The 20,465-nt window shown below is 40.2% G+C and carries 21 protein-coding genes; 2 read left to right on the forward strand and 19 right to left on the reverse strand.

The genetic code is table 11. The features are described 5' to 3' along the window. Position 1 precedes the first annotated feature (1 nt). The 9 genes from purL to rpmH all read right to left on the reverse strand — a co-directional run bounded on the left by purL (position 2) and on the right by rpmH (position 8,447). Positions 2–2,191, reverse strand: coding sequence for a phosphoribosylformylglycinamidine synthase subunit PurL (gene purL / locus MTT29_RS02765; RefSeq protein ID WP_429799690.1), 2,190 nt, complete (start codon positions 2,189–2,191; stop codon positions 2–4). A 56-nt stretch (positions 2,192–2,247) separates the two neighbouring features. Beyond that, positions 2,248–2,967, reverse strand: coding sequence for a hypothetical protein (locus MTT29_RS02770; RefSeq protein WP_429799691.1), 720 nt, complete (start codon positions 2,965–2,967; stop codon positions 2,248–2,250). 74 nt (positions 2,968–3,041) lie between these two features. Beyond that, positions 3,042–3,623: an NAD(P)H-dependent oxidoreductase gene (locus tag MTT29_RS02775; protein WP_429799692.1), complete on the reverse strand. Its 582-nt coding sequence runs from the start codon at positions 3,621–3,623 to the stop codon at positions 3,042–3,044. A 43-nt stretch (positions 3,624–3,666) separates the two neighbouring features. Continuing rightward, the gene (mnmE, locus tag MTT29_RS02780) at positions 3,667–4,992 is read right to left on the reverse strand and encodes a tRNA uridine-5-carboxymethylaminomethyl(34) synthesis GTPase MnmE (protein WP_429799693.1); all 1,326 of its coding nucleotides are present in this window, start codon (positions 4,990–4,992) and stop codon (positions 3,667–3,669) included. Further along, positions 4,989–6,098 carry a Jag N-terminal domain-containing protein gene (locus tag MTT29_RS02785; protein WP_429799694.1) on the reverse strand — a complete coding sequence of 370 codons (1,110 nt, stop codon included), beginning with the start codon at positions 6,096–6,098 and terminating at the stop codon, positions 4,989–4,991. Before MTT29_RS02785 ends, mnmE begins: the two co-directional genes overlap by 4 nt. Continuing rightward, entirely contained in the window at positions 6,098–7,651 is a 1,554-nt protein-coding gene (yidC, locus tag MTT29_RS02790; RefSeq protein WP_429799695.1) for a membrane protein insertase YidC, read from the reverse strand. Before yidC ends, MTT29_RS02785 begins: the two co-directional genes overlap by 1 nt. After that, the gene (yidD, locus tag MTT29_RS02795) at positions 7,652–7,993 is read right to left on the reverse strand and encodes a membrane protein insertion efficiency factor YidD (protein WP_103651310.1); all 342 of its coding nucleotides are present in this window, start codon (positions 7,991–7,993) and stop codon (positions 7,652–7,654) included. Continuing rightward, positions 7,990–8,325, reverse strand: a complete 336-nt coding sequence (rnpA, locus tag MTT29_RS02800; RefSeq protein WP_429800447.1) for a ribonuclease P protein component — start codon at positions 8,323–8,325, stop codon at positions 7,990–7,992. Before rnpA ends, yidD begins: the two co-directional genes overlap by 4 nt. After that, positions 8,313–8,447 carry a 50S ribosomal protein L34 gene (rpmH, locus tag MTT29_RS02805; protein ID WP_002940373.1) on the reverse strand — a complete coding sequence of 45 codons (135 nt, stop codon included), beginning with the start codon at positions 8,445–8,447 and terminating at the stop codon, positions 8,313–8,315. The genes rnpA and rpmH overlap by 13 nt, the downstream gene beginning before the upstream one ends. Positions 8,448–8,732: 285 nt before the next feature. Here rpmH and MTT29_RS02810 point away from each other — a divergent pair, with 285 nt between their 5' ends. Together MTT29_RS02810 and MTT29_RS02815 are read left to right on the forward strand one after the other, a co-directional pair. Then, the gene (locus tag MTT29_RS02810; RefSeq protein WP_242039145.1) at positions 8,733–9,224 is read left to right on the forward strand and encodes a uracil-DNA glycosylase family protein; all 492 of its coding nucleotides are present in this window, start codon (positions 8,733–8,735) and stop codon (positions 9,222–9,224) included. Next, positions 9,221–10,501, forward strand: a complete 1,281-nt coding sequence (locus MTT29_RS02815) for a hypothetical protein (protein WP_429799696.1) — start codon at positions 9,221–9,223, stop codon at positions 10,499–10,501. The genes MTT29_RS02810 and MTT29_RS02815 overlap by 4 nt, the downstream gene beginning before the upstream one ends. Positions 10,502–10,513: 12 nt before the next feature. Here MTT29_RS02815 and MTT29_RS02820 read toward each other — a convergent pair whose 3' ends face one another. From MTT29_RS02820 to MTT29_RS02865, 10 genes are all read right to left on the reverse strand, one after another. Then, positions 10,514–10,903, reverse strand: coding sequence for a YbgC/FadM family acyl-CoA thioesterase (locus tag MTT29_RS02820; RefSeq protein ID WP_429799697.1), 390 nt, complete (start codon positions 10,901–10,903; stop codon positions 10,514–10,516). Positions 10,904–10,923: 20 nt separating this feature from the next. Next, positions 10,924–11,439: a threonine/serine exporter family protein gene (locus tag MTT29_RS02825; RefSeq protein WP_021085587.1), complete on the reverse strand. Its 516-nt coding sequence runs from the start codon at positions 11,437–11,439 to the stop codon at positions 10,924–10,926. Next, positions 11,432–12,214: a threonine/serine exporter family protein gene (locus tag MTT29_RS02830; RefSeq protein ID WP_103569774.1), complete on the reverse strand. Its 783-nt coding sequence runs from the start codon at positions 12,212–12,214 to the stop codon at positions 11,432–11,434. The genes MTT29_RS02825 and MTT29_RS02830 overlap by 8 nt, the downstream gene beginning before the upstream one ends. Next, positions 12,198–12,677, reverse strand: coding sequence for a DUF4149 domain-containing protein (locus MTT29_RS02835; protein WP_103603479.1), 480 nt, complete (start codon positions 12,675–12,677; stop codon positions 12,198–12,200). Before MTT29_RS02835 ends, MTT29_RS02830 begins: the two co-directional genes overlap by 17 nt. A gap of 10 nt (positions 12,678–12,687) precedes the next feature. Then, a complete protein-coding gene (gene prmC / locus MTT29_RS02840) occupies positions 12,688–13,500 on the reverse strand; it encodes a peptide chain release factor N(5)-glutamine methyltransferase (RefSeq protein ID WP_429799698.1) in 813 nt (270 codons plus the stop codon). Further along, the gene (locus MTT29_RS02845) at positions 13,490–14,692 is read right to left on the reverse strand and encodes a M48 family metallopeptidase (protein WP_429799699.1); all 1,203 of its coding nucleotides are present in this window, start codon (positions 14,690–14,692) and stop codon (positions 13,490–13,492) included. Before MTT29_RS02845 ends, prmC begins: the two co-directional genes overlap by 11 nt. Before the next feature lie 8 nt (positions 14,693–14,700). Continuing rightward, positions 14,701–15,819 (reverse strand): hypothetical protein, encoded by a 1,119-nt coding sequence (locus MTT29_RS02850; RefSeq protein ID WP_429799700.1) that lies wholly within the window; start codon positions 15,817–15,819, stop codon positions 14,701–14,703. A 3-nt stretch (positions 15,820–15,822) separates the two neighbouring features. Further along, complete coding sequence (locus tag MTT29_RS02855) at positions 15,823–17,196, reverse strand: sodium-dependent transporter (protein WP_429799701.1); 1,374 nt, start codon at positions 17,194–17,196, stop codon at positions 15,823–15,825. A 155-nt stretch (positions 17,197–17,351) separates the two neighbouring features. Next, on the reverse strand, positions 17,352–17,792 hold the full coding sequence (locus tag MTT29_RS02860) for a hypothetical protein (protein WP_429799702.1): 441 nt from the start codon (positions 17,790–17,792) through the stop codon (positions 17,352–17,354). 652 nt (positions 17,793–18,444) lie between these two features. Continuing rightward, complete coding sequence (locus MTT29_RS02865) at positions 18,445–20,385, reverse strand: BCCT family transporter (protein WP_021089316.1); 1,941 nt, start codon at positions 20,383–20,385, stop codon at positions 18,445–18,447. Between the last annotated feature and the right edge of the window lie 80 nt (positions 20,386–20,465).

Below are 20,465 nucleotides of genomic sequence, written 5' to 3' on the forward strand. Positions count from 1 at the left end.
CTTAGTCCTCCTTTTTTACGATTTTCGCAAACTCATTTAGATAAATTTCTCTTACGTCCTCTAAGCTCTCATCTATCTCATTTAGCTTAAATCTCTTGCCTCCGCTAACGCCGATCTTTTCAAATTTCACACCAAATTTAGCCGCAAGCGCTTCAAATTTAGCCTCATCTTTCACGCCCACAACCGCTCTTGAAAAGCTCTCATCAAAGATGAAATTTGGCTCGTTAAATTTAACTTCACAATTTACGCCGATGTTTGAGATGCTAGCCATTTTTGCCAGCGTGATAGCAAGACCGCCTACGCCTACGCTATTTGCAAACTCTAAAATTTGCTCTTTATTTGCCTCTATCACTAGGTCCCAAAGGGCTCGCTCAGCTTTATAATCAACCTCTTTTAGCTTACCGCCAACCACGTTAAATAGCGCCTTTGCGTAAAGAGAAGCTGCAAATTCTCCACTTGTCTCGCCAAGCAAGTAAATCGCCCTGCCCTCGCTTAAAAATGTGCTCTTTAGGTTTAAATTTGCATCTTCATTTACGCCAACCGTTACGATGGCTGGTGTTGGATAGACGCTAACGCCGTCGGTGTCGTTATAAAGGCTCACATTACCGCTAACAACTGGCGTATTTAGCTCACGGCAAGCCTCTTTTATGCCCTCGCAGCCCTCTTTAAACTGCCACATTACCTCTGGATTTTGCGGGTTGCCGTAGTTTAGGCAGTCGGTGATAGCAAGTGGCATAGCGCCGCTCATAGCTACCTTTCTACCAGCTGCAGCGACGGCTCTTGCAGCGCCTATTTTTGGATCAACAAAATTTGCTCTAGGATCGCACTGCGCAGCCATAGAGACGGCCTTTTTAGTACCTTTTACTCTGATACTTGCAGCGCCCAAGCAGCCAGGCTGTTTTATCGTGTTTGTCTGTATATTTGCGTCGTATTGGTCGTAGATAAAGCTTTTATTTAGCACTTCTGGCTCTTTTAAAAGCTTGAAAAATGCGCTTTTGTTATCAACATTATTTGGAATTTTTAAATTTGCTATCTCATCAAGATATTTTGGACGTGCGACTGGGCGGTCAAGCACCGGAGCTGCCTCGCTAAGTGGTCCGATAGGGATTTCGCCTGCAAGTTCATCATGCCAGTAAAGCTGCATCACGCCGCTACTTGTGACCTCGCCGATGATCTCAGCGTCAAGGTCCCACTTTCTAAAAATTTCAAGCACCTTTTGCTCAAAACCTTTTTTGGCGCATATTAGCATACGCTCTTGAGACTCGCTTAGCATTAGCTCATAAGGCGTCATGCCAACTTCGCGCATCGGTACGCGGTCTAGATACATCTTCATACCGCTGCCACTTCTACCAGCCATCTCAAAGCTAGAGCTTGTAAGCCCTGCTGCACCCATATCTTGGATGCCTATGATATAGTCTTTTTTAAAGAGCTCTAAGCAAGCTTCCATAAGCAGCTTCTCAGCAAATGGGTCGCCCACTTGCACAGTTGGGCGAAGTGATTTATTTTCATCGTTAAAGCTATCACTCGCCATCACAGCGCCACCAAGTCCGTCTCTGCCGGTCTTTGAGCCCACGTAAATGACTGGGTTGCCCACACCTTCAGCCTTGCCGTAGAAAATTTCATCACTCTTGCAAAGACCAAGCGCGAAGGCGTTGATTAGGATATTGCCATTAAAGCTAGGATCAAAGGTGGTTTCGCCGCCGATCGTTGGGATGCCCATGCAGTTGCCGTAGTGTCCTATGCCAGCTACACTTCCTTTTAACAAATATCTATGCTTTTTGGCTAGCTCACCCTCGCCTCTTATCTCGCCAAAACGAAGCGAGTTCATATTCGCAACAACTCTTGCGCCCATCGTAAAGACGTCTCTTAAAATTCCACCAACGCCAGTTGCAGCGCCCTGAAACGGCTCGATAAAGCTTGGGTGGTTGTGGCTCTCCATCTTAAATACAGCTGCTATCCCGTCGCCAACGTCGATGACGCCGGCATTTTCGCCAGGTCCTTGGATAACCCATGGTGCCTTTGTCGGAAAGCCGTTTAGGTATTTTTTGCTTGATTTGTAGCTGCAGTGCTCGCTCCACATCGCTGAAAATATGCCAAGCTCTAGTAAATTTGGCTCACGGCCTAAAATTTTTAAGATCTCCTCATACTCTTCATCGCTGATTTTATGTGCTTGTATGGTAGCTTTATCCATTGATGTAACCTTTTAAGAATTTTAAGCTATTTTACAACCTTGCTTATAAAAAGTTACTAAAAAGCCTTTTGAAATTTACTAAAACAAAGCACATTTGAGAGAATTTCACCTTGTCTCACGAGGTCACTTTCGATAAATGTTTTGTAAAAATTTTGCGTTAGCGTCTCAGCCTTAATCTTCTCTTCATCTTCGCTTGAAAGGTTAAAATAATACCTCGTCTCTCTTAGAAAAAAGCCTTGATCATTAGATATATCTGAGCTTAATATCACTGCAAAAAAGCCATTTTTCAAGGAATGATTTGTCACGCTTTTTACTTTTATCGCCTCTTTGCCGCTTATAAAAGCTTCGCAAACTGGCATGCTCTTTGTGCTATAAACCACGCTTTTTATAGCGCCATTTGAAATTTCATAAAATTTGATATTTTTTGCGTTTATTAGCCCATCTATATCGTTAGAATTTGATAGCACAGCGTCCTTGCTGGTGTCTAAGTTTTTAACGATCATAGTTTTATTTGCGTCGCCACTTTGCATTAGCTCGCCAAGAGCGCTAAATTTGCTATTTTCACTAGCCTCTTTTATCTCAGCCTTGCCGACAATGTTTGCAAATTTATTAAAGTCATCTAGGCTATTTTGAAACTTATTAATTTTCATCTCATGCAAGGTTTCGTTATTTTCAAGATAGAGTAAATTTGCCTTTTCGCTTGGCGCTAAAATTTGCTTGCCAGCGCACCCTGCAAATAATATAGCCGCAGCTAAAAATAGAAATTTTGTCCTCATTTTCCCCACACAAGATAGATATAAATTTAAATGCCCTCTAGCGCAAATGACTAGAGAGCGGCAGAAATTTGTTTTTACGCTTTGAAAACTTTTTCAAGATGCGCCTCATACTCTTTTAGATCTCTTGGCACATCTGGCATCTTGATGACATCGTAGCAGACAAAATATGGAAGTGGCTTCATACCCAAAAACTCATTTGCCTTTCTAAAATGAAAATAAACTCCATCAACGCTGCGCGCCTCAAAAAACTCATTTGGATCGCTAAATGCCTCGGCTGGGGCATTCCAAGTAAGGCTTAGCATAAATTTCTTGCCATTTAACAAGCCGCCTTTGCCGTAATTTTTCGCAGGATCTACCCTGTGCCTGCCATCACTCGTATAAAGCTTGCCGTGTCCTGCCGTAAAGACCTCGTCGATATATTTTTTCACTATCCAAGGCTCGCCCATCCACCAAGCTGGCATCTGCCAAACTACCGCATCCATCCAGAGAAATTTCTCAACTTCAGCCTCGATATCATAGCCTTGATCTATCACGGTTTGCTTTACCTCGTGACCCATTTTCGCTAATTTTTCGCACGCAAGATCGTGAAGTGTTTGATTGAGCCTGCCATCTGAATGGCCAAATTTTTTGCCACCATTTATAAGTAAAATTTTCATTTTTTTCTCCTTTAAGAAGCGCAGATTTTAGCCAAAAAAAGTATCATTTTCCTAAACAAAAATGACTAAACATCTCGTCTAAAATTTCACTTCTCTCAAATGGCTTTGTGATACTTGCAAGTGCCTTTACTGCACTATTTAGCTCATAAGCAAAAATTTCTAGTTCCTCTTCATTTAGTCTTAAAAACGCCCTTTTTAAAGCCTCGCTCGCCTCTTTGCAGCTTAAAATTTGGCGGTTTGAGCTTAGCATGATCTCGTCGGTGTCTTGCGTCTTGAGGTAGCCCTCAAGCTCTTTTAAAACTACGCTCGTATCATTTTTTGCTGAAATTTTGATAGCGCCATCCAAATTTATGTCAAATTTAAACGCCAGATCGCTTTTGTTTAGGACAAAAAAGGCTTTTTTATTTGAGCTAGACACAAGCCTAATTATCTCCTTATCTTGCTCGTCGCTTGGGCAAGAGCCGTCAAATACAGCTAGGATGATGTCGGCCTCGTTTATGGCTGAGATTGAGTAGTTTATGCCTATTTGCTCGATCTTCCCAGCATCTTTTCTGATACCTGCGGTATCTATTATGCGAACTAGATGCGAGCCGATCTTAAAATTTTCTTCTATCCTATCTCTAGTTGTGCCCGCTTCGTCGCTAACGATCGCCCTCTCGTATGCCAAAAATGAGTTTAAGATAGAGCTTTTGCCAACATTTGGCTTACCAACGATGGCGATCTTAAAGCCATCTATAAGCCCTCTTCTTTGCTCGCTAAGAGTTGCTATGCGCTCTAGCTTCTCGCTATTTTTTAAAAGCATCTGTTTAGTCTGCTCTAGCAAATTTGCAGGCAGATCATCATCAGCGTAGTCAATCATCGTCTCAACAAAAGCAAGAGTTTTGACCACTTCGCCTCTTATCTCGCCTACAAATTTACTAAGATCACCTTGCATTTGGCGGGTTAAAATTTTAGCAGCGATCTCGCTTTTTGAAGTGATGAGCCCTTGCATCGCCTCGGCCTTTGCTAGATCCATCTTGCCATTTAAAAATGCCCGCTTGCTAAACTCACCTGGCATAGCAAGCCTAGCACCAGCTCTTATTAGCTCATTTAAAATTCTCTCGCTCACCATAACGCCGCCATGAGTTTGAAACTCGACGATATCCTCACCAGTAAAGCTTGCTGGGGCTTTAAAATATATAACTATGCCCTCATCTAAAATTTCATCATCAAGGGAGTAAATTTTGGCTAGCTTTGCGTATCTTGGCTCTAAATTTGAAAGTTTAAGAAGTTTTAAAGAGGTGGCTAGGGCGTCCTTGCCGCTAAGCCTTACGATAGAAACTGAGCCGATGCCATAAGCTGTGGCAAGGGCTGCGATAGTTTCACTCATTTTTTGAAAAAGTCATTTACAACGACGAATTTGCCGTCATTGCCGCTTTTTATGCCGACATATTTATCTGGGAATTTCTCGCGAAGTTTCTCAAGCGCGATCTTAACCAAAACTCCGTCAAGTGGCTTTGTTTGGGCTCTACCGCTATTTTGCACACGCTCGATCACACCATTTAGATATTGATCCATCATCGCTTCTTGATTTTGTAAAAACTGCGCGATCTCTAGGCGGATAGCAAGATTGTATTTTGAATTTAGCCAGTTATAGAGCATATAAGAGATCGCTTTATATCTATAACCCTCTTTGCCGATAAGTAGCGCCGCGTCAGCACCGTCTAGCTCGATAAGCACGGTCTCATCGTTAAATTTACTAACTTCTACCTTGTCTATCTCAAAGCAGCTTGCTTTAAAAAGACGCGTCATGCCCTCTTTTATCTCAGGCAAAATTTTATCAAAGTCGATTACAACTTTTTCTTTTTTCTCTTTTGGCAAAGCTTGAGGCGCACTCTCTTCATCGCTTTGGTTGAAATTTTCGATGATTGAAGTATCTAGGATATTTTTAGGAGCACTTTTGATAGCTTGTGGCTCTTTTGCTTCTTTTTGCTCTCTTTGTTCTTTAGGCTCTTTTGGTTCTTTAGGCGCCTTTGGCTCATCAAGTCTTTTTATGACACATCCTGGCTCTTCAGCCTCTTTTTCGCCCTTTTCAGCAAAGGCATCTTTTGCAAGAGCTGAGTTTTTCTCACTTAAATTTTGCTTTTCATTTTTATGCTCTTTTTGCTCAGTCTTAGCCTCATTTTTCTCATCTTTATGCTTTTTAGGATTTCGCTTTTTATCATTATGATCGTGTTTTTTGCTCTGTTTTTTCTCTTCTTTTACAGGCTCGTTTTCATCGTTTTTTTTAGCAAAATTTCTATCATTTTTTGGTTTTTGCTGTGGTTTTGGCTGATTTTCTAAATTTGCCTCAATGATCGCTGTCTTTTTAAAAAATCCAAAAATTCCACCGCTTGGGTGTTGCAAGACCTTTATATCAAGCTCAGTAACCGAGCAGTTAAGCTGCTCGGCTGCCTTTTGAAATGCCTCTTGGAGAGTATTTGCTTCTATTCTCATTAAGCCTTTACCTCCGCAGCTTTTTTATGTTTTTCAAAAAGTTTATTTACAAAGACTTGTTGAACGACCGAACAAACGTTATTTACAAACCAGTAAAGCGTAAGACCTGCTGGGAATGTCACAAAGAAAAATGTGAAGATCAAAGGCAAGAATTTCATAACCTTTTCTTGCATAGGATCGGTAAATGTCGTTGGTGTAAGTTTTTGTTGTAAAAACATCGTTAGACCCATTAAGATAGGCAGCACAAAGTATGGATCCATCACTGAAAGATCGTGTATCCAAAGTATCCAAGGAGCGCCTTTTAACTCGATCGCATTTAGTAAAACACGATAGATCGCAAAAAATACCGGAATTTGAAGCAAGATCGGCAAGCAGCCACCCATCGGATTTGCGCCATGTTTTTTGTATAGCTCCATCATATGGACTTGCATCTTTTGCTTATCGTCTTTATATTTTGTTTGGATCTCTTTTACCTTTGGAGCAAGCTCTTTTAGCTTATTCATCGATAGCATACCCTTATATGTAAGCGGGAATAAAACTATCCTTATAACAAGCGTTAGCACGACTATCGCCCAGCCCCAGTTGCCGATGTAATTATGTAAGAAATTTAAGAATGCAAACATCGGCTTTGCTATAAATGTAAACCAACCATACTCGATAACGTCGTTTAGTCTCTCATCCATCGAGCTTAAAATTTTATGCTCTTTTGGTCCGATATAAGCGCCTAGTTTTAGACTATCGTTTGCCTTTACAAAGACGATAGGATTGTTTTTTGCATCTTTATCTACAACAGCTTCAAATGGTTTGTTAAATGAGTAAAATAGCGCTGTGTAGTATCTATCAGATGCAGCTGCTATAGTTGTATTTGCGTAGTTTTTAACCTCTTTTGCATCGCCATCTTCTATGATATTTAGGCTATCGTCCGTATTTCTAAGCATAACACCATGAACTGTGTAGCTATCTATCGCGATGTTTGGCCTAAAGCCAGGAGTGATGAAATAATCAACACTTTTACTTAAATTTACTTCAACTTCATAGCGACCATTTGGATAAAATTTGATATTTTTTGTGACTGTAACGCCATCTAAATTTTGAATGAGTTTTATGGTTTTAGGCTCGCTACTAGCATCTACCTCGCTAGCGTCACTACTATATGCAACCTTAAAAGCATCAGTATTTAAAGTGCTATCGTTAAATCTAAGCTCAAGCGGCAGTGGATTTTGTGAAACAAGCTCGATTTTGTTGCCATCTTCTGTTTTGTACTTATCTTCGGTAAGATAAAACTTCGCAATCCTACCTAGCTTATCTATCTTTGCTTCGTAGCTTTGACCTTTGATGGTAGCGATTATCTCGTTTGAAGCTAAATTTTCATTTGATTTTGGAGTATCGTTAGTAGAGGCCGGGGCTTTGCTTTGATCCATTGTTTGAGAGATCGTTGTCTGGTTTTGCTCTAGTGGAGCTCTTTTTGGCATAAAAAAGTCATATACTATGAAAAATACGATCGACAAAAGTGCTGCAAGAAGCAACCTTTTTTGCATAGACATCTGTTCCATTTAATTTTTTTCCTTTAATTTATCTAATACTTTTACGACATAAAATTTACTATTTTGGCAAGGGATAAACCAAAAATTTACATTTTTGGTATCGCTTTTTTGAAATATAAAACATGAGTTAAATTTTTTGCGGATGATTGGGTAGTTGATACCGCCTTTGAAAAGTTGATTGCATCTTAAAATTCGCATGAATGTTGCAAAAAAAGCAGAGAAAAAGCTGTTTGTTTGAAATTCCCAAATGGCATATTGTGAGCAAGTCGGATAGTAGCGACAGCTTTTTGGCAGAAGCATGGAAATATATTTTTGATAAAAAGCGATAAATTTAATCGCAAATTTTTTCATTTTAGACATCCCATTTTTTTTGTAGACCAGCTCAAATTTTTACAAATTTTGTCAAATGAAATTTCTGTAATTCCATTTTTTGCGACCATAATGTAAGTGCCATCTTTTAGATCATTAGAAATAGAAAAAAAAGCAGCCCTTAAAAGTCTCTTTGCTCTATTTCTAACTACTGCTTTTCCCACTTTTTTGCTAGCAACAACTGCTAATTTTTTTTCAATTGTAGGTTTATAAAAAACTACGCAAGCGTCGCAGTGCCATTTGCTGGCCTCTTTATAAACCTGAGAAAATTCTCTCGAGTCACTTAGTGACTCAAAACCAGCTAAGCAGCCAATCTTTTTCTACCTTTAGCACGTCTAGCGTTGATAACCTTGCGGCCATTTTTAGTTTTCATTCTTAAACGAAAGCCGTGAGTGCGTTTTTTAGGGGTTTTATGAGGTTGATAAGTCCTTTTCATTTCTATCCTTAAAGTTAATATAAAAAGTGGGATTTTATCAAAGCAATACTTAAATTCCTTTGAATAAATCAGCCCGACAAAACTATAATTTAAACTTTAAGTAAATCAAGTTATAATCCAAAAATGAAATTTCATAAGAATAAAGATCTCTTAGAAAAATTACTTTTTTTAAAAGCGATCGGTTACAATTTTATAGATGAAAATTTTCTTAATTTAAGTAAATATCAAGATTATAACAGTATAGACGAGCTAAATAGCGAGATAAAAAAGTGCTCTCTTTGCTTTTTGAGAAATAGCTCAAAGTGCGTTTTTACTGGCTTTGGCGATAAAAATAGCAAGATAATGTTTGTCTCGCTTTGCAAAAAAGATGATTATTTTGAAGGCGCAAGTGGCAAAATTTTAGAAAATGCTATAAATAATGGCTTAAATTTAGAAAAAGATAGTGTCTATATAAGCTTGCTTTTGCGCTGTGAAATTTCAAATAGTGACGCGAAAAATCCAGCGTTAAAGAGCTCATTTGAACTTTGTAGGCCATATCTTTTAGAAGAGATAAGGCTTATTAAGCCAAAAATTATCATCACTTTAGGAGAGGAAGCTTTTATGCACCTTTATCCAAATTTGCTCTCAAAGGGCGGATTTTCAAGTATAAGAGGGAGCATTTTAAAAGATGATGATAGGTTTATAATGCCAACTTTTTCACCAGAGTGGATCAGCAAAAATCCAAGTTTTGAAGAAAATTTTATAGATGATTTGAAAAAAATCAAGGGAGTGATATGAAAAGATTTTTTCTTTTTTTAGTTATATTTGTAAGCCTTTTTGCAGCGCAAAATGAAGTCTTAAGCGAGATGCAAGACGAGATCACTGAGGCAAAATTTGAAAGTAACATCACTAAAAATCAAAGCCTCTCAAGCATACCGCCAGCAAAGATCACTTACATAAATTTAGAGCCAGAATTTTGTGATAGCTCTTGCCTAAATGAGCTTGTAAAAAGCGATATGTTAGCTAGCTTTATGGCGAGATTTGAGCCAGCAAAGATAGATAATAAGGCACTTTTAGACCTTTACACTTCACTTGGCGGAGAGATGGTTTTAAAACTAGCTGTAAGTGATAAGATAGCAGTCATCATCCCTCAAAAGATTATAAAATCATACGCAAATGTCGTATCAAACGCGATCTTAAGTTATATCTTAAAACAAGACGCAAATGTCGAAGTGAAATTTATAAATAGCAGCGACGAGAGTTTGCCTAGCCTTCAAAATGCACTTCAAAACGCTAGAAACGAGGGCTTTATCTACTTCATAGCAGCCCTTACTCAAAATGGCGCAAACATAGTAAATTCTCTCATCCTGCCAAACGAACTCATCTACATCCCAAGCGTTCATAGCTCTTTTGTGACAGCTCCAAAGCCAAATTTGATCTTTGGCGGGGTTGATTATAAAGCGCAAATTTCAGCCCTGCTAGCTTTTGCCAACGAAAAGATAGTCGCCTTTGACGATGGCAGCGCTCTAGCACAAAAACTAAATGAGTATGTACGCATGCAAAGTAGCGACTACTACGAGAGCTCGATCACTGGCAAAGATATAAATTTAAACGATACTTTAAGCAAAAAGTCTAAATTTGATAACGCAAGCGTCTTTTTAAACATCCCTATCGTAAAAGCTTCTCTTGTGGCAACGCAGATGAGAGGCTTTGAGATAAAACCTTACGCGCTTTTAAGCACACAGATAAATTTCTTGCCAAATATCTTTAGCGCCATCACGCAAAGAGATAGGCAAAACCTCTTTGTGGCAAATTCGCTAAATTTGCTTGATGAGAGATTTTTAGGGCTTGGAGATCTTTTTGGAGTTGATTTTAGATACTCACAGATCGGCTACTCAAGTGCCTTGGGAGTGGAGTATATCTATACAAATTTCATAAACAAAAATGCCAGCAAAATTTTTGCTGAGAGGGTTGAGGGCTCACAAGTTTTATATGATGTGAAAATTTATGATACAAAAAGCGATCACTTTAATGAGGTAAATTCGCAGGAGCAAAATAGCACAAGCGGGATTTAGCAGTTTTACTTGCTAAAATTTAACCCCATTTATAAAAGTTTTCATGCTCTCATCTATCTTTGCTAGCCTGCTCTCTTTCATAAAAGCTAGCGTGATAGTCGCTTTAAAGAGCATTTTTTCTACATCTTTTTCATCAAATTTATAAATTTCTTGCTCTAAAACAAGACTTGCCTTTTTAAGCTCTATGAGTTTTGTTTTTACAAAAACCTCATCGCCAAGCACTGCTGAAGCGAGAAATTTAGCTTCAAGTGCCGAAACAACAAAGTATCCGCCCTCTTTTGTGAAATTTAGCCCAGCTTCAAAAAACGCTTCGCTTCTGGCTCGCTCGCAATATTTAATATAATTTGTATGATAGACGATGCCGCCTGCATCGGTATCTTCGTAATAAATTCTTATCTTCACTGCAAAGCTCCTTTAAATTTTCATTTGCTCTTGCTAGGCTCTCGTTTAGCGCCTCTAGTTATCGTAAGTGATTGATCATAAAACAAGGTAAGCACCACCGAAACGCCCACACCAAGCGCTAACGAAACCGTCGTAGTCGTGATAGCATTATCAAAAAATATGATCAAATACTCGTTTTTCTTAGCGATGCTTGTCTCATTTAAAAATGAAAACAGTGCCAAAATGCCTTTATATGCAAAAACTCCTGGCACCATCGGCAAAAGCGCTGGAAATGCGATGATCTCAGCTGGTACCTTTAGCCGTTTGGCAAAGAGCATGCCTAGAATTCCGCTCATAAAAGAGACGATGAGCGTTGCGACACTGATATTAAAAAATCCCATCTGCATGATCCAAAAGCGGCTAGCATGCGCAAATGCAGCAAGCAAGGCGCAAAATATGAGAGTTCTTTTTGGAGGCGAGCTAGCATAGGCAAAGCCAAGTCCAGCCACCGCAGCAAAGCCAGCATCTACAAGCGTTTCACTAAAAAGCTCAAACATTTAATATCTCCGCGCTGCTAAGCGTTAGTGTGATATAGACGCCAACAGCCATGCAAAGTATGAGGATGCCCGTGCTTATGGCTCTACTGATGCCAACAAGGGTGTTGTCATTTAAGATGTCAAAGACTGAATTTATGAGAAAAACGCCCGGCATCATAAAGAGCACAGACGAGCCTATCGCCACGTCGCTTGTGTGCGTAAGTCCGTAAGATACGCCAAGATAGGCGATAAATGAGACGACAAAGGATGTCAGGACGTATTGGATTTTTAAATTTACACCCATTTTTGCAAGGGCAAATTTAAGAGTGTAGCCAACAAGCGTTGCAAAAAATATGCAAACAACTGAGCCAGCATCGCCTCCAAAAAGTCTGCAAAATGCCGCATTTGCAAGGCTTATCAAGATAAGCGAGCTAGCAAATTTATTTGCACTGACACTCATCACGCCATCAAAGCTCTCTTTAGCTTCATCTAAACTTAAACCCTCATCTAAAATTTGCCAGCTGAGTGAGGATAGCTCAGAAATTCTGTTAAAACTAACCTGCCCTAGAGGGATCTTTCTCACATAAGTTCGGCGCAATGAGTTATCCTGCGAGTCCATCACGCTAATGGTAAAATACTTCACAAAAATGGTCACGCTAACGTCGTAGCCGTAGTGATTAGCTATGCGGTCGACGCACTTTTCTACGCGCGCAGTGTATGTGCCAGCGCTCACCATCGCGGTTGTGTATTCGGCGAGGAAATTTGTTAAGATTTGGATATCAGGCTTGGCGTTCATCTTGGCTGATCTTAAATTTCACAAAAAACAAAATGAACTGCAAAACAAGCATCACTTTCATCACATATTCGCTTGCGCTGTGCATCTTGGCAAACTCCGCTGTCTGCGTTGCACCAGCACCTAGGCTTTGAGCCTGCACGATAAAAGGCGTAAAGATAAAGACAAAGCTAAGCGCTAAGGCTAAGTTTAAAAACGAGAGCATAAATGTGCTAAATTTTAGTGAAAATGCAAGCTTTTTTCTTAGATCAAAGAGCTCGCTAACTGCCACAAATGCGCTTACAAATAGCAAAACATAGTTAAATTTTAAAAATATCTTTGTCATCATCTGTCCGCTCATAAAATGCGTGAGCACCCCCTCGCCTATGATACTTTGTGGGAAAAATATGACTGGTGCGACCAAAATTCCAAGCGTTAGCTCAGTGCCTATCACCGCTGCTAATAGTAAAAAATAGATACTTCTCAATCTCTCTCCTTTATAGTTTTAAACTCGCGCAAAAGCCCCTGTCAAAGCCCGCTAAGTCCTTGTAAAAAGCGCTTTTATAGCCATTAAATTTTAGCGCCATCTCCATGCTCGCTCTTTGATCATAGCCCATCTCGCAGGCGATATTTTTTATGCCGCGATTTCTAGCGATAAGGATGATGTTTTTTAAAATTTCATCTCCAACCTCGCCACCAAATAGCGCCTCATGCGGCTCGTTTATCACAAATTTATCAAGTTTATAATCCTGCGCGATATAAGGCGGGTTTGAGACCAAGATGTCGATATCGTCTGAAATTTCATCGATGTATGAGCACTTTACAAACTCTATTTTCTCGCTTACATTAAATTTTAGCGCATTTTTTTTGGCTAAATTTAGAGCCTTTTCATTTATATCGGTGGCTACTATTTTAGCGTTTGTTTTAAGGGCAAGCATGATGCTTATTATCCCGCTGCCAGTACCGATCTCAGCGATCTTTGGCGCTTTATAGCTACTTGCAATCTCTAGCACTTTATCAACTAAGATTTCAGTCTCAGGGCGCGGTATCAAAACGCCACTTTCTATCTCGAACTCCAGCCCATAAAAGCCAGCCTTGCCGGTGATGTACTCAAGCGGTTCGTAGTTTTCATAGCGCTTTACAAGGGCAAAGTAGCCGCTCTCATCAAATTCGCTCTTTTGGTTTAAAAATATCCACTCGATACTCACATCAAGGTAGCTCATGAGCAAAATTTTAGCCACCCTGCTTGGGTTTTCACAAAGTGGCTTTAGCCTTAAATTTGCTTCTTTTAGAGCCTCTTCAACTCTCATTTTCTAGCTCATTTATCCGCTCAAAAAGGCTTGGGTGCGAGTGATAGACAAATGAGTAAAGCCAGTGCGACTTTGGAAATGCTTTGTTTTCGCTGCCAAGCTTGGTTAGGGCGTTTATCATGTCGGTTTTGTTTGAAATTTCTTTTGAAAATCTATCTGCGCCAAATTCATTTTTGCGGCTAAAGTGCGAGATGATCGGCGAAAAAAGAAAACTAAAAATAGGCGAGAAAAGCACCAAAAAGATGATGATACTAGCGCCATTTTGCCCTAGCCCTATCGCCTCATAAGCGCTTGCGCCCACGTTTCCAAAGATGAAAAATAGACAAAATAGCATAACCGCACTTAGCGCTATCATTTTTAGAATATCTTTATGTTTAAAGTGCCCAAGCTCGTGACCCAAAACCGCCACGATCTCCTCGGTGCTTAGCTTTTTTATCAGCGTATCAAAAAGCACCACTCGCTTTGTCGCTCCAAGCCCGCCAAAATAGGCGTTTAAGCGGTTGTCACGCTTGCTAGCGTCTATCGTAAAGACGCCGCTACTTTTAAAGCCGCATTTTGCGAGAAGACCCTCTATCTTGCCCTTTAGTTCGCCATCTTCAAGCGGCGACATCTTATTAAAAATAGGCGCGATGAGCGTTGGGTATATCAAATTTATAATTAAAGCGACGCCAAAACTTAGCAAAAACGCCCAAAACCACCAAAAATCGCCAAGGAAATTTATACATAAAAGCACGAGCCAGACGAAGGCCGAGCCAAAAACTAGCATAAGAGCCAGCGACTTTATGGTATCAATCAAAAATATCTTTGCGCTCATATTTGAAAAGCCTAGTTTTTTATCTTTGACAAAGCTTTCATAGATGCTTAGCGGCAGATCAAGAAGCGACGAGATCAGCAAAAAGCTCATCACAAAAATGATATTTTCAAACGTAGTACCCTCTTTTAGGCAAGCGTCTGAGAGCATTTTTAGCCCAAAGCTTATCCACGCAAAGAAAATGACGGCATGGTAGATGAGGCTAAAAATTTCAAATTTTTGATTTGTCACGGCGGCAACTGCGGCGTTTTTGTATTCGCTCTCTTCAAGCACAACAGGCTCTTTTTTAGCTTCAGCTCTTACAAAGCTGATCTGTAAATTCGCCAAAAAAAGTTTAATAATCACATAAAAAATATAAATAGATAAAAGTGTATAAAACATATTCTCCCTTAAATTTCATAAAGACTAAAGCAACCATAGTCCGTTCTAACTGCGAGATTGCCATCTATAAATTTAGTCTCACAGCTCTTTACGACATGATCTAGCGTAAATTCCGCCATCACATCGCCACTTTGCAGATCGACGGCGTAGGCTCTGCTTTGATCTATCACCACAAGCTTGCCAGCTACAGCGTCAATGCAAAGCTCGCTCGCTCTTAGATACTCGTCCTTTATCCAAGGCTGCTTTGCCACTTTTGCGCTTTTGATATCTACGCAAAATAGCTTATTTTCAAGGTAGCGCCTAACTAAAAGTGTCTTTTCGTCTAAAAAGCAAATTTTATCAAGCGCGTCAAATTCAGCCCTTACTTCGCTTAAAATTTCGTCATTTTTTACGTTTAAAATTTGCACTTCGTTCTCTTTGGTGCAAAGCGCAAGCATGCTAGCATCCGCACTAAGAGCCGCACAAAGTATCGGCACGTGGCTTTTTTCGCTACATTTATACTCACCGATCTTTGAAATTTTACCCTCACAAAAAGTAAAAATCTGCCCAAACATGCCAAAAACTGCCACGCCGTTTGAAGCACAGATAAAGCTTGCTATCTCGCTATTTTTTTTAACATTTTGCTCGGCTGAAATTTCACGAAATTTAGCTCCATTTGGCTCAAAAATGTAAATTTCATGATCAAGGTCTAAGAGTAAATTTTCACCTACGCACTGGGCGTCCCACGCAAGTGGCTTTGGCAAGGCGATCTGCTCTTTTATAGCGCCGCTTCGATCAAGCTTCACCAAAATATCGCTAGGCTTGCCGCCATCTTTTTGACCAGCACTTTTATAAACGTAAATTTCATCTTTTATGCTGGCAAACGAAAGCGCTCCAGTGTATCCACCGCCGATATAAACGTGCAGGCTCGCTTCACCTACTTTTGCCTCACTATCTTGCAGGACAAAGCCCTTTTTTAGGCTCTCCCACTCTTTTTTGATGCAGGCTTTTTTGGCATCTTGCTCGTTTGCAAATTCTTTTTTACTCTGCTTTGTTTTAGCGCCTTTTTGGCTCACGCTTACTAAAGCATTACCCTCTACGCTAAGTCTTAGGCGATCACCACTATCAAAATTTACAAGCTCACGCATATTTCACTTCAAAAAGTTGTCGTAAAAGCTACTGATAAATAGCACCAAAATGACAAAAGGCACGATAAATTTGATGTAGAAAAACCAAATATTTATAAGCTTTGCGTATTTTTCGCTGCCTTGCAAGATCTCTTTTTTCGCTTCATCTTTTAGCACCCAGCCGACAAATATCGCGCACCCAAGCGAGGTCAGCACGAAAAATATCGTCGCACTTATCGCGTCGTATGCGTCAAAGATATTTTTACCAAAAACACTCACATGGCTTAGCAAATTTGTAGCCATAAGTGATGGCAAATTTCCTAGCACGAAAATGACGCTAAGAACTAAAAATATCGCTTTTTTGCGTTTTATCTTAAATTTCTCTTGTAGCGTAGTAATGATCACTTCATATATCGGTAACGACGTCGTAAGCGCAGCGATCATAAGAAGCGCAAAAAACGCCACCGCGAAAAATCCACCAAACGGCATGTGCGAAAAGACGATCGGAAGCGACTTGAAAACCAGGCTAGGACCGCTATCTGGCGAGACGCCGTAGCTAAAGAGTGACGGGAATATCATAAAGCCAGCAAGCACGGCTATGACGGTGTTTAAGATACCTGTGATGATAGAAATTTTAACTAGCCCTTCGTCCTTTTTAACAAAGCTTGAGAGCGTTATCATCACGCCAAATCCAAGCGAAAGTGCAAAGAAAACCTGCCCCAAAACCTCGACAAAAAGCTTTAAATTTATCTTTGAAAAATCAGGCGTTAGATAAAATTTCACGCCCTCCATAGCACCTTCAAGCGTGATGTTTTTAGCGATCATGACGAGCATCAAGATAAAAAGAAGCGGCATTAGATATTTTGCTGAGCGTTCGATGCCGCCAACTGCACCTTGCACCAAGATAGCGTAATTCACTAGAACAAAAACAAGGGTCGCAAAGCTTATGGCAAGCGGGTTGCTGACGATATTTTGCTCGTAAAATGCGCTAGTTTGCTCAAAGCTCACGATGTGCGAGAGATCAAGCAGTCCAAATGAAATTTGAGCGATATAGTTTAAGACCCAGCCTCCGATAACCATATAATAAGCCATGATGCCAAATGCGCCAACAAGCCCCATCCAGCCCACTATCTGCCACTTTTTGCTGATCTTTTTGCCATTTATCGTGCCGCCAAATGCATCAACGGCGTTGCATTTTAGACGCCTACCGATGGCGTTTTCAACCAAAATCATAGGAATACCAATGACTATCATCGCTATGCAAAACACGAGAACATAGGCCCCGCCGCCGTTTTGACCGACCAAGTAAGGAAACCGCCACGTCGCGCCAAAGCCGACCGTAGCCCCTGCAACAGCTAAAATGTAAGTAAGTCTTGAACTCCACGATTTTCTATCCATCTATCTACCTTTGTGAAAAATAGGGATTATATAAAAAAATTGATTAAATTTTGCTAGCGGCAGGCGATGCTTGCGTGTAAATTTGGCTTTTTGCTAAATTTAAGGACTTTTATGGGTAGAATTTATTTTTACTTTTGTGGGTAAATTTAACTCTGTTAATACAAAACACCAAATTCTACATACCCCTCCATCGCAATAAGCAATATCCAGCCCTCTTTGGGGCTGCAAAAATAGTGGTGTTGCGCGATATTTTCAACCATAAATTTTAAAAAATCATAAAAGTATTCAGGCACAAATTTAAGCTCAATGTTCGTTAAACCATCACCGACGTAGCCTATCTCACTGCTTAAAATTTTACTTTGAATGCTTGCGTCTAGGCTTAGGAAATTTTTAATATCAGCGAAATTTTCATAATCAGCTGTTTTATAATCTTTTAAATTTTGCAAAAGCGGTTTTGAGCCGACAAAGGTAAAATTTCGCTCTATAAAATTTGCTACATCATCGCTTTTATGCCATTTTTGACCCAAATTTGACAAAAAAGCAAGCATCTCATCATCGGCTGAGATGAAATTTGAAACTGGATTTTTCTCGCTCATTTACCTCCTTTTTGTAAAGTCGCTACATCTTTGTAAAGAGGGATTATATAAAATTTATGGTGGTTTTATATTTTTTAGTGGCAGTTAGCGAGCAAATTTTAAAATTTCATGAACGAGTAATTTCGGCTCTAAAATTTGAGCTAAGCGATAAGCGAAGCTAAATTTTAGTAGTCAATTCTTACGAGTGAATGGAATTTTGAAATTTGTAAAAATAGTAAATTTCTATTTTTTGAAATCACGACTTTAAATTTATAAACTCTTTTACTTAAAAAGGAGACAAGAGGGCTTGAATTACGGTCTGCTTGCAGTTGCGAGCTCGCGAAGCAAAGCCGTCCCCTTATCCCCCTTTTTAAATCCCTCGTCTGCTTGCAGTTACGAGACGAAGTCGAAGTAAAATCCCCTCGCACGTTAGAGGAGCATGCAAAGGTGCTACCGCACAGCATGCGGTTTATCATTGGGCAAGTGTCAGGCAAATTTTAAAATTCCATGAACGAGTAATTTCGGCTCTAAAATTTGAGCTAAGCTGTAGGCGAAGCCAAATTTTAGTAGTCAATTCTTAGGGGTGAGTGAAATTTTAAAATTTGCAAAAAGTTCAGTCAAATTTATAAATTTGCCTAGAAATTTTAAAATTCCAGGCAAATTTTACTCAAATTTACTCTCTTACAACATGCAAGAACTGCATATGTTTGCGGTATTGCTCGATGACGTCATTTATCAGCGTGGCTTCGCTCCAGCCAAGCACGTCGTAGTCCTGACCGCCCTCTTTTAGATAGACTTCAGCTCTGTAGTAAAGATCGTCGCCGTCAAGCTCTCTAGTGTAGTCTGGGCTCTGGCTCTTGGTGAGATAGACGCCATATCTAAAGTCCATCTCATCGCCAAGTCCAACGTTTAAATTTACAAAATTTTCGTTATTTGTGACCTTTGCTTCAAGGCCGTTTTTGGCAAATTCCTCTTTTAGCTCGTTAAACGCTTTTAGTACAACCTCGTTTAAAAATTTCTTGCCATCTTTCTTGCCTGGCAGCGTAATGATCGCACTTAGGCGCTCTTGCCACGGCTTTGAAAGATCACTAATGGGCATGTTGCTAAAGTTATTTGTCTCTTTTTTGGTTAGATCCACACGTAACGCCTTAAATAGCCCATAAATGGCGCCAAGTAGCACTATGGAAAATGGCAGTGCTGTGGTGATCGTAAGTGCCTGAAGTGAGCCAAGACCACCAGCTAGCATCAAAAATGCTGCCACGACGCCCACTGTAACGCCCCAAAAGACCTTTTGCCAAACCGGCGTATCGTCCTTGCCGTTTGAGCAAAGCATGTTCATAACGATCGCTGCTGAGTCAGCAGAAGTTACGAAAAATATGACGATCATAAAGACTGCAATCACGCTTAGCACGCCTGAGAAGCTAAATTTCTCCAAAAACATAAATAGCGCTGAGGCTGAGTCGGAATTTACAGTCGTTGCTAGCTCGCTAAAACCACTTTGCACCAAAGCGATCGCCGAGTTACCAAAAAAGCTCATCCAAGCAAAGGTAAAGCCAGTCGGCACTAAAAGCACGCCTATGACAAATTCTCTTATCGTTCTGCCTTTTGAAATTTTAGCGATAAAAAGCCCCACAAACGGCGACCAAGATAGCCACCAAGCCCAGTATAGCAGCGTCCAACCGCCAAGCCAGCTCTCGTTTTGCCTCTCATAGGCGTAGAGGTTAAAAGTGTTTGAGATGAGCGTAGAGATGTAGTCGCCGCTGTTTTGCACAAACGACTTTAGAAGCTGCGTCGTATCGCCTAAAAATAGTATCAAAAACATAAAACATATAGCTAGCGCAATATTTGCGTTTGACAAAATTTTTATCCCCTTATCCACGCCGCTTGCCGCTGAGATGGTAGCTGCAAAACAAAGCACTATTAGAAGCGTGATGTGCATAGTCGGCAGGCCAAAAACGTGCGTAAGGCCAGCATTTACCTGAAGCACGCCATATCCCAGCGAGGTCGCCACACCAAAAAGGGTCGCCACAACGGCAAATGTATCGATGGCGCTACCTATCTTGCCATAAATTTTATCGCCAATGATCGGATAAAATGCCGATCTAAGCGTGAGTGGCAAGCCGTGTCTATACGAGAAAAAGGCTAGAATTAGCGCTACGATAGCATAAACTGACCATGCGCTCATGCCCCAGTGAAAAAATGTGATATTCAACGCAAGCTTTTGCGCTGCGATAGTTTGCGCGTCGCCAACTGGTGGGTTTAGATAGTGCATGAGCGGCTCGGCCACACCAAAAAATACTAGACCTATGCCCATGCCAGCGGCAAAAAGCATAGAAAACCACGAGATATTTTTGTGCTCTGGCTTTACATGGTCAGCTCCAAGCTTGATCTCGCCAAGCTTACTAAAGCCAAGGATGATGACGCTTAGCAATATGACGGCAACGACTAGGATATAAAACCAGCCAAATTTTGCCGCGATGTAGTTTTGCATACCCTTAAAAAACTCATTTGAGAAATTTGGAAATATCGCTGCAAATGCCGCTATTAAAAATATGACAATAAGCGATGGGATAAATACTGAGTTGTTAAATTTTGACCTTTGAAATTTAAACATTTTTCTCCTTTTTATAAAATTCAGTCTCGCTTTAAAATAACAAAAAAAAGTAAATAGTCCAAATTTTCTCTTTAAATTTT

Source organism: Campylobacter concisus (assembly GCF_050447485.1).
GTDB lineage: Bacteria > Campylobacterota > Campylobacteria > Campylobacterales > Campylobacteraceae > Campylobacter_A > Campylobacter_A concisus_BQ.

Bases quoted from the DNA above. Each gene is read 5' to 3' on its own strand.
- MTT29_RS02825 (WP_021085587.1), bottom strand. From the start codon at position 11,439: ATGTTTGAGCTTTTTAGTGAAACGCTTGTAGATGCTGGCTTTGCTGCG.
- MTT29_RS02815 (WP_429799696.1), top strand. From the start codon at position 9,221: ATGAAAAGATTTTTTCTTTTTTTAGTTATATTTGTAAGCCTTTTTGCA.
- mnmE (WP_429799693.1), bottom strand. From the start codon at position 4,992: ATGAGTGAAACTATCGCAGCCCTTGCCACAGCTTATGGCATCGGCTCA.
- MTT29_RS02830 (WP_103569774.1), bottom strand. From the start codon at position 12,214: ATGAACGCCAAGCCTGATATCCAAATCTTAACAAATTTCCTCGCCGAA.
- MTT29_RS02775 (WP_429799692.1), bottom strand. From the start codon at position 3,623: ATGAAAATTTTACTTATAAATGGTGGCAAAAAATTTGGCCATTCAGAT.
- MTT29_RS02855 (WP_429799701.1), bottom strand. From the start codon at position 17,196: ATGGATAGAAAATCGTGGAGTTCAAGACTTACTTACATTTTAGCTGTT.
- rpmH (WP_002940373.1), bottom strand. From the start codon at position 8,447: ATGAAAAGGACTTATCAACCTCATAAAACCCCTAAAAAACGCACTCAC.
- MTT29_RS02770 (WP_429799691.1), bottom strand. From the start codon at position 2,967: ATGAGGACAAAATTTCTATTTTTAGCTGCGGCTATATTATTTGCAGGG.
- MTT29_RS02850 (WP_429799700.1), bottom strand. From the start codon at position 15,819: ATGCGTGAGCTTGTAAATTTTGATAGTGGTGATCGCCTAAGACTTAGC.
- MTT29_RS02860 (WP_429799702.1), bottom strand. From the start codon at position 17,792: ATGAGCGAGAAAAATCCAGTTTCAAATTTCATCTCAGCCGATGATGAG.
- purL (WP_429799690.1), bottom strand. From the start codon at position 2,191: ATGGATAAAGCTACCATACAAGCACATAAAATCAGCGATGAAGAGTAT.
- prmC (WP_429799698.1), bottom strand. From the start codon at position 13,500: ATGAGAGTTGAAGAGGCTCTAAAAGAAGCAAATTTAAGGCTAAAGCCA.
- MTT29_RS02845 (WP_429799699.1), bottom strand. From the start codon at position 14,692: ATGTTTTATACACTTTTATCTATTTATATTTTTTATGTGATTATTAAA.
- MTT29_RS02785 (WP_429799694.1), bottom strand. From the start codon at position 6,098: ATGAGAATAGAAGCAAATACTCTCCAAGAGGCATTTCAAAAGGCAGCC.
- yidC (WP_429799695.1), bottom strand. From the start codon at position 7,651: ATGGAACAGATGTCTATGCAAAAAAGGTTGCTTCTTGCAGCACTTTTG.
- MTT29_RS02865 (WP_021089316.1), bottom strand. From the start codon at position 20,385: ATGTTTAAATTTCAAAGGTCAAAATTTAACAACTCAGTATTTATCCCA.
- yidD (WP_103651310.1), bottom strand. From the start codon at position 7,993: ATGAAAAAATTTGCGATTAAATTTATCGCTTTTTATCAAAAATATATT.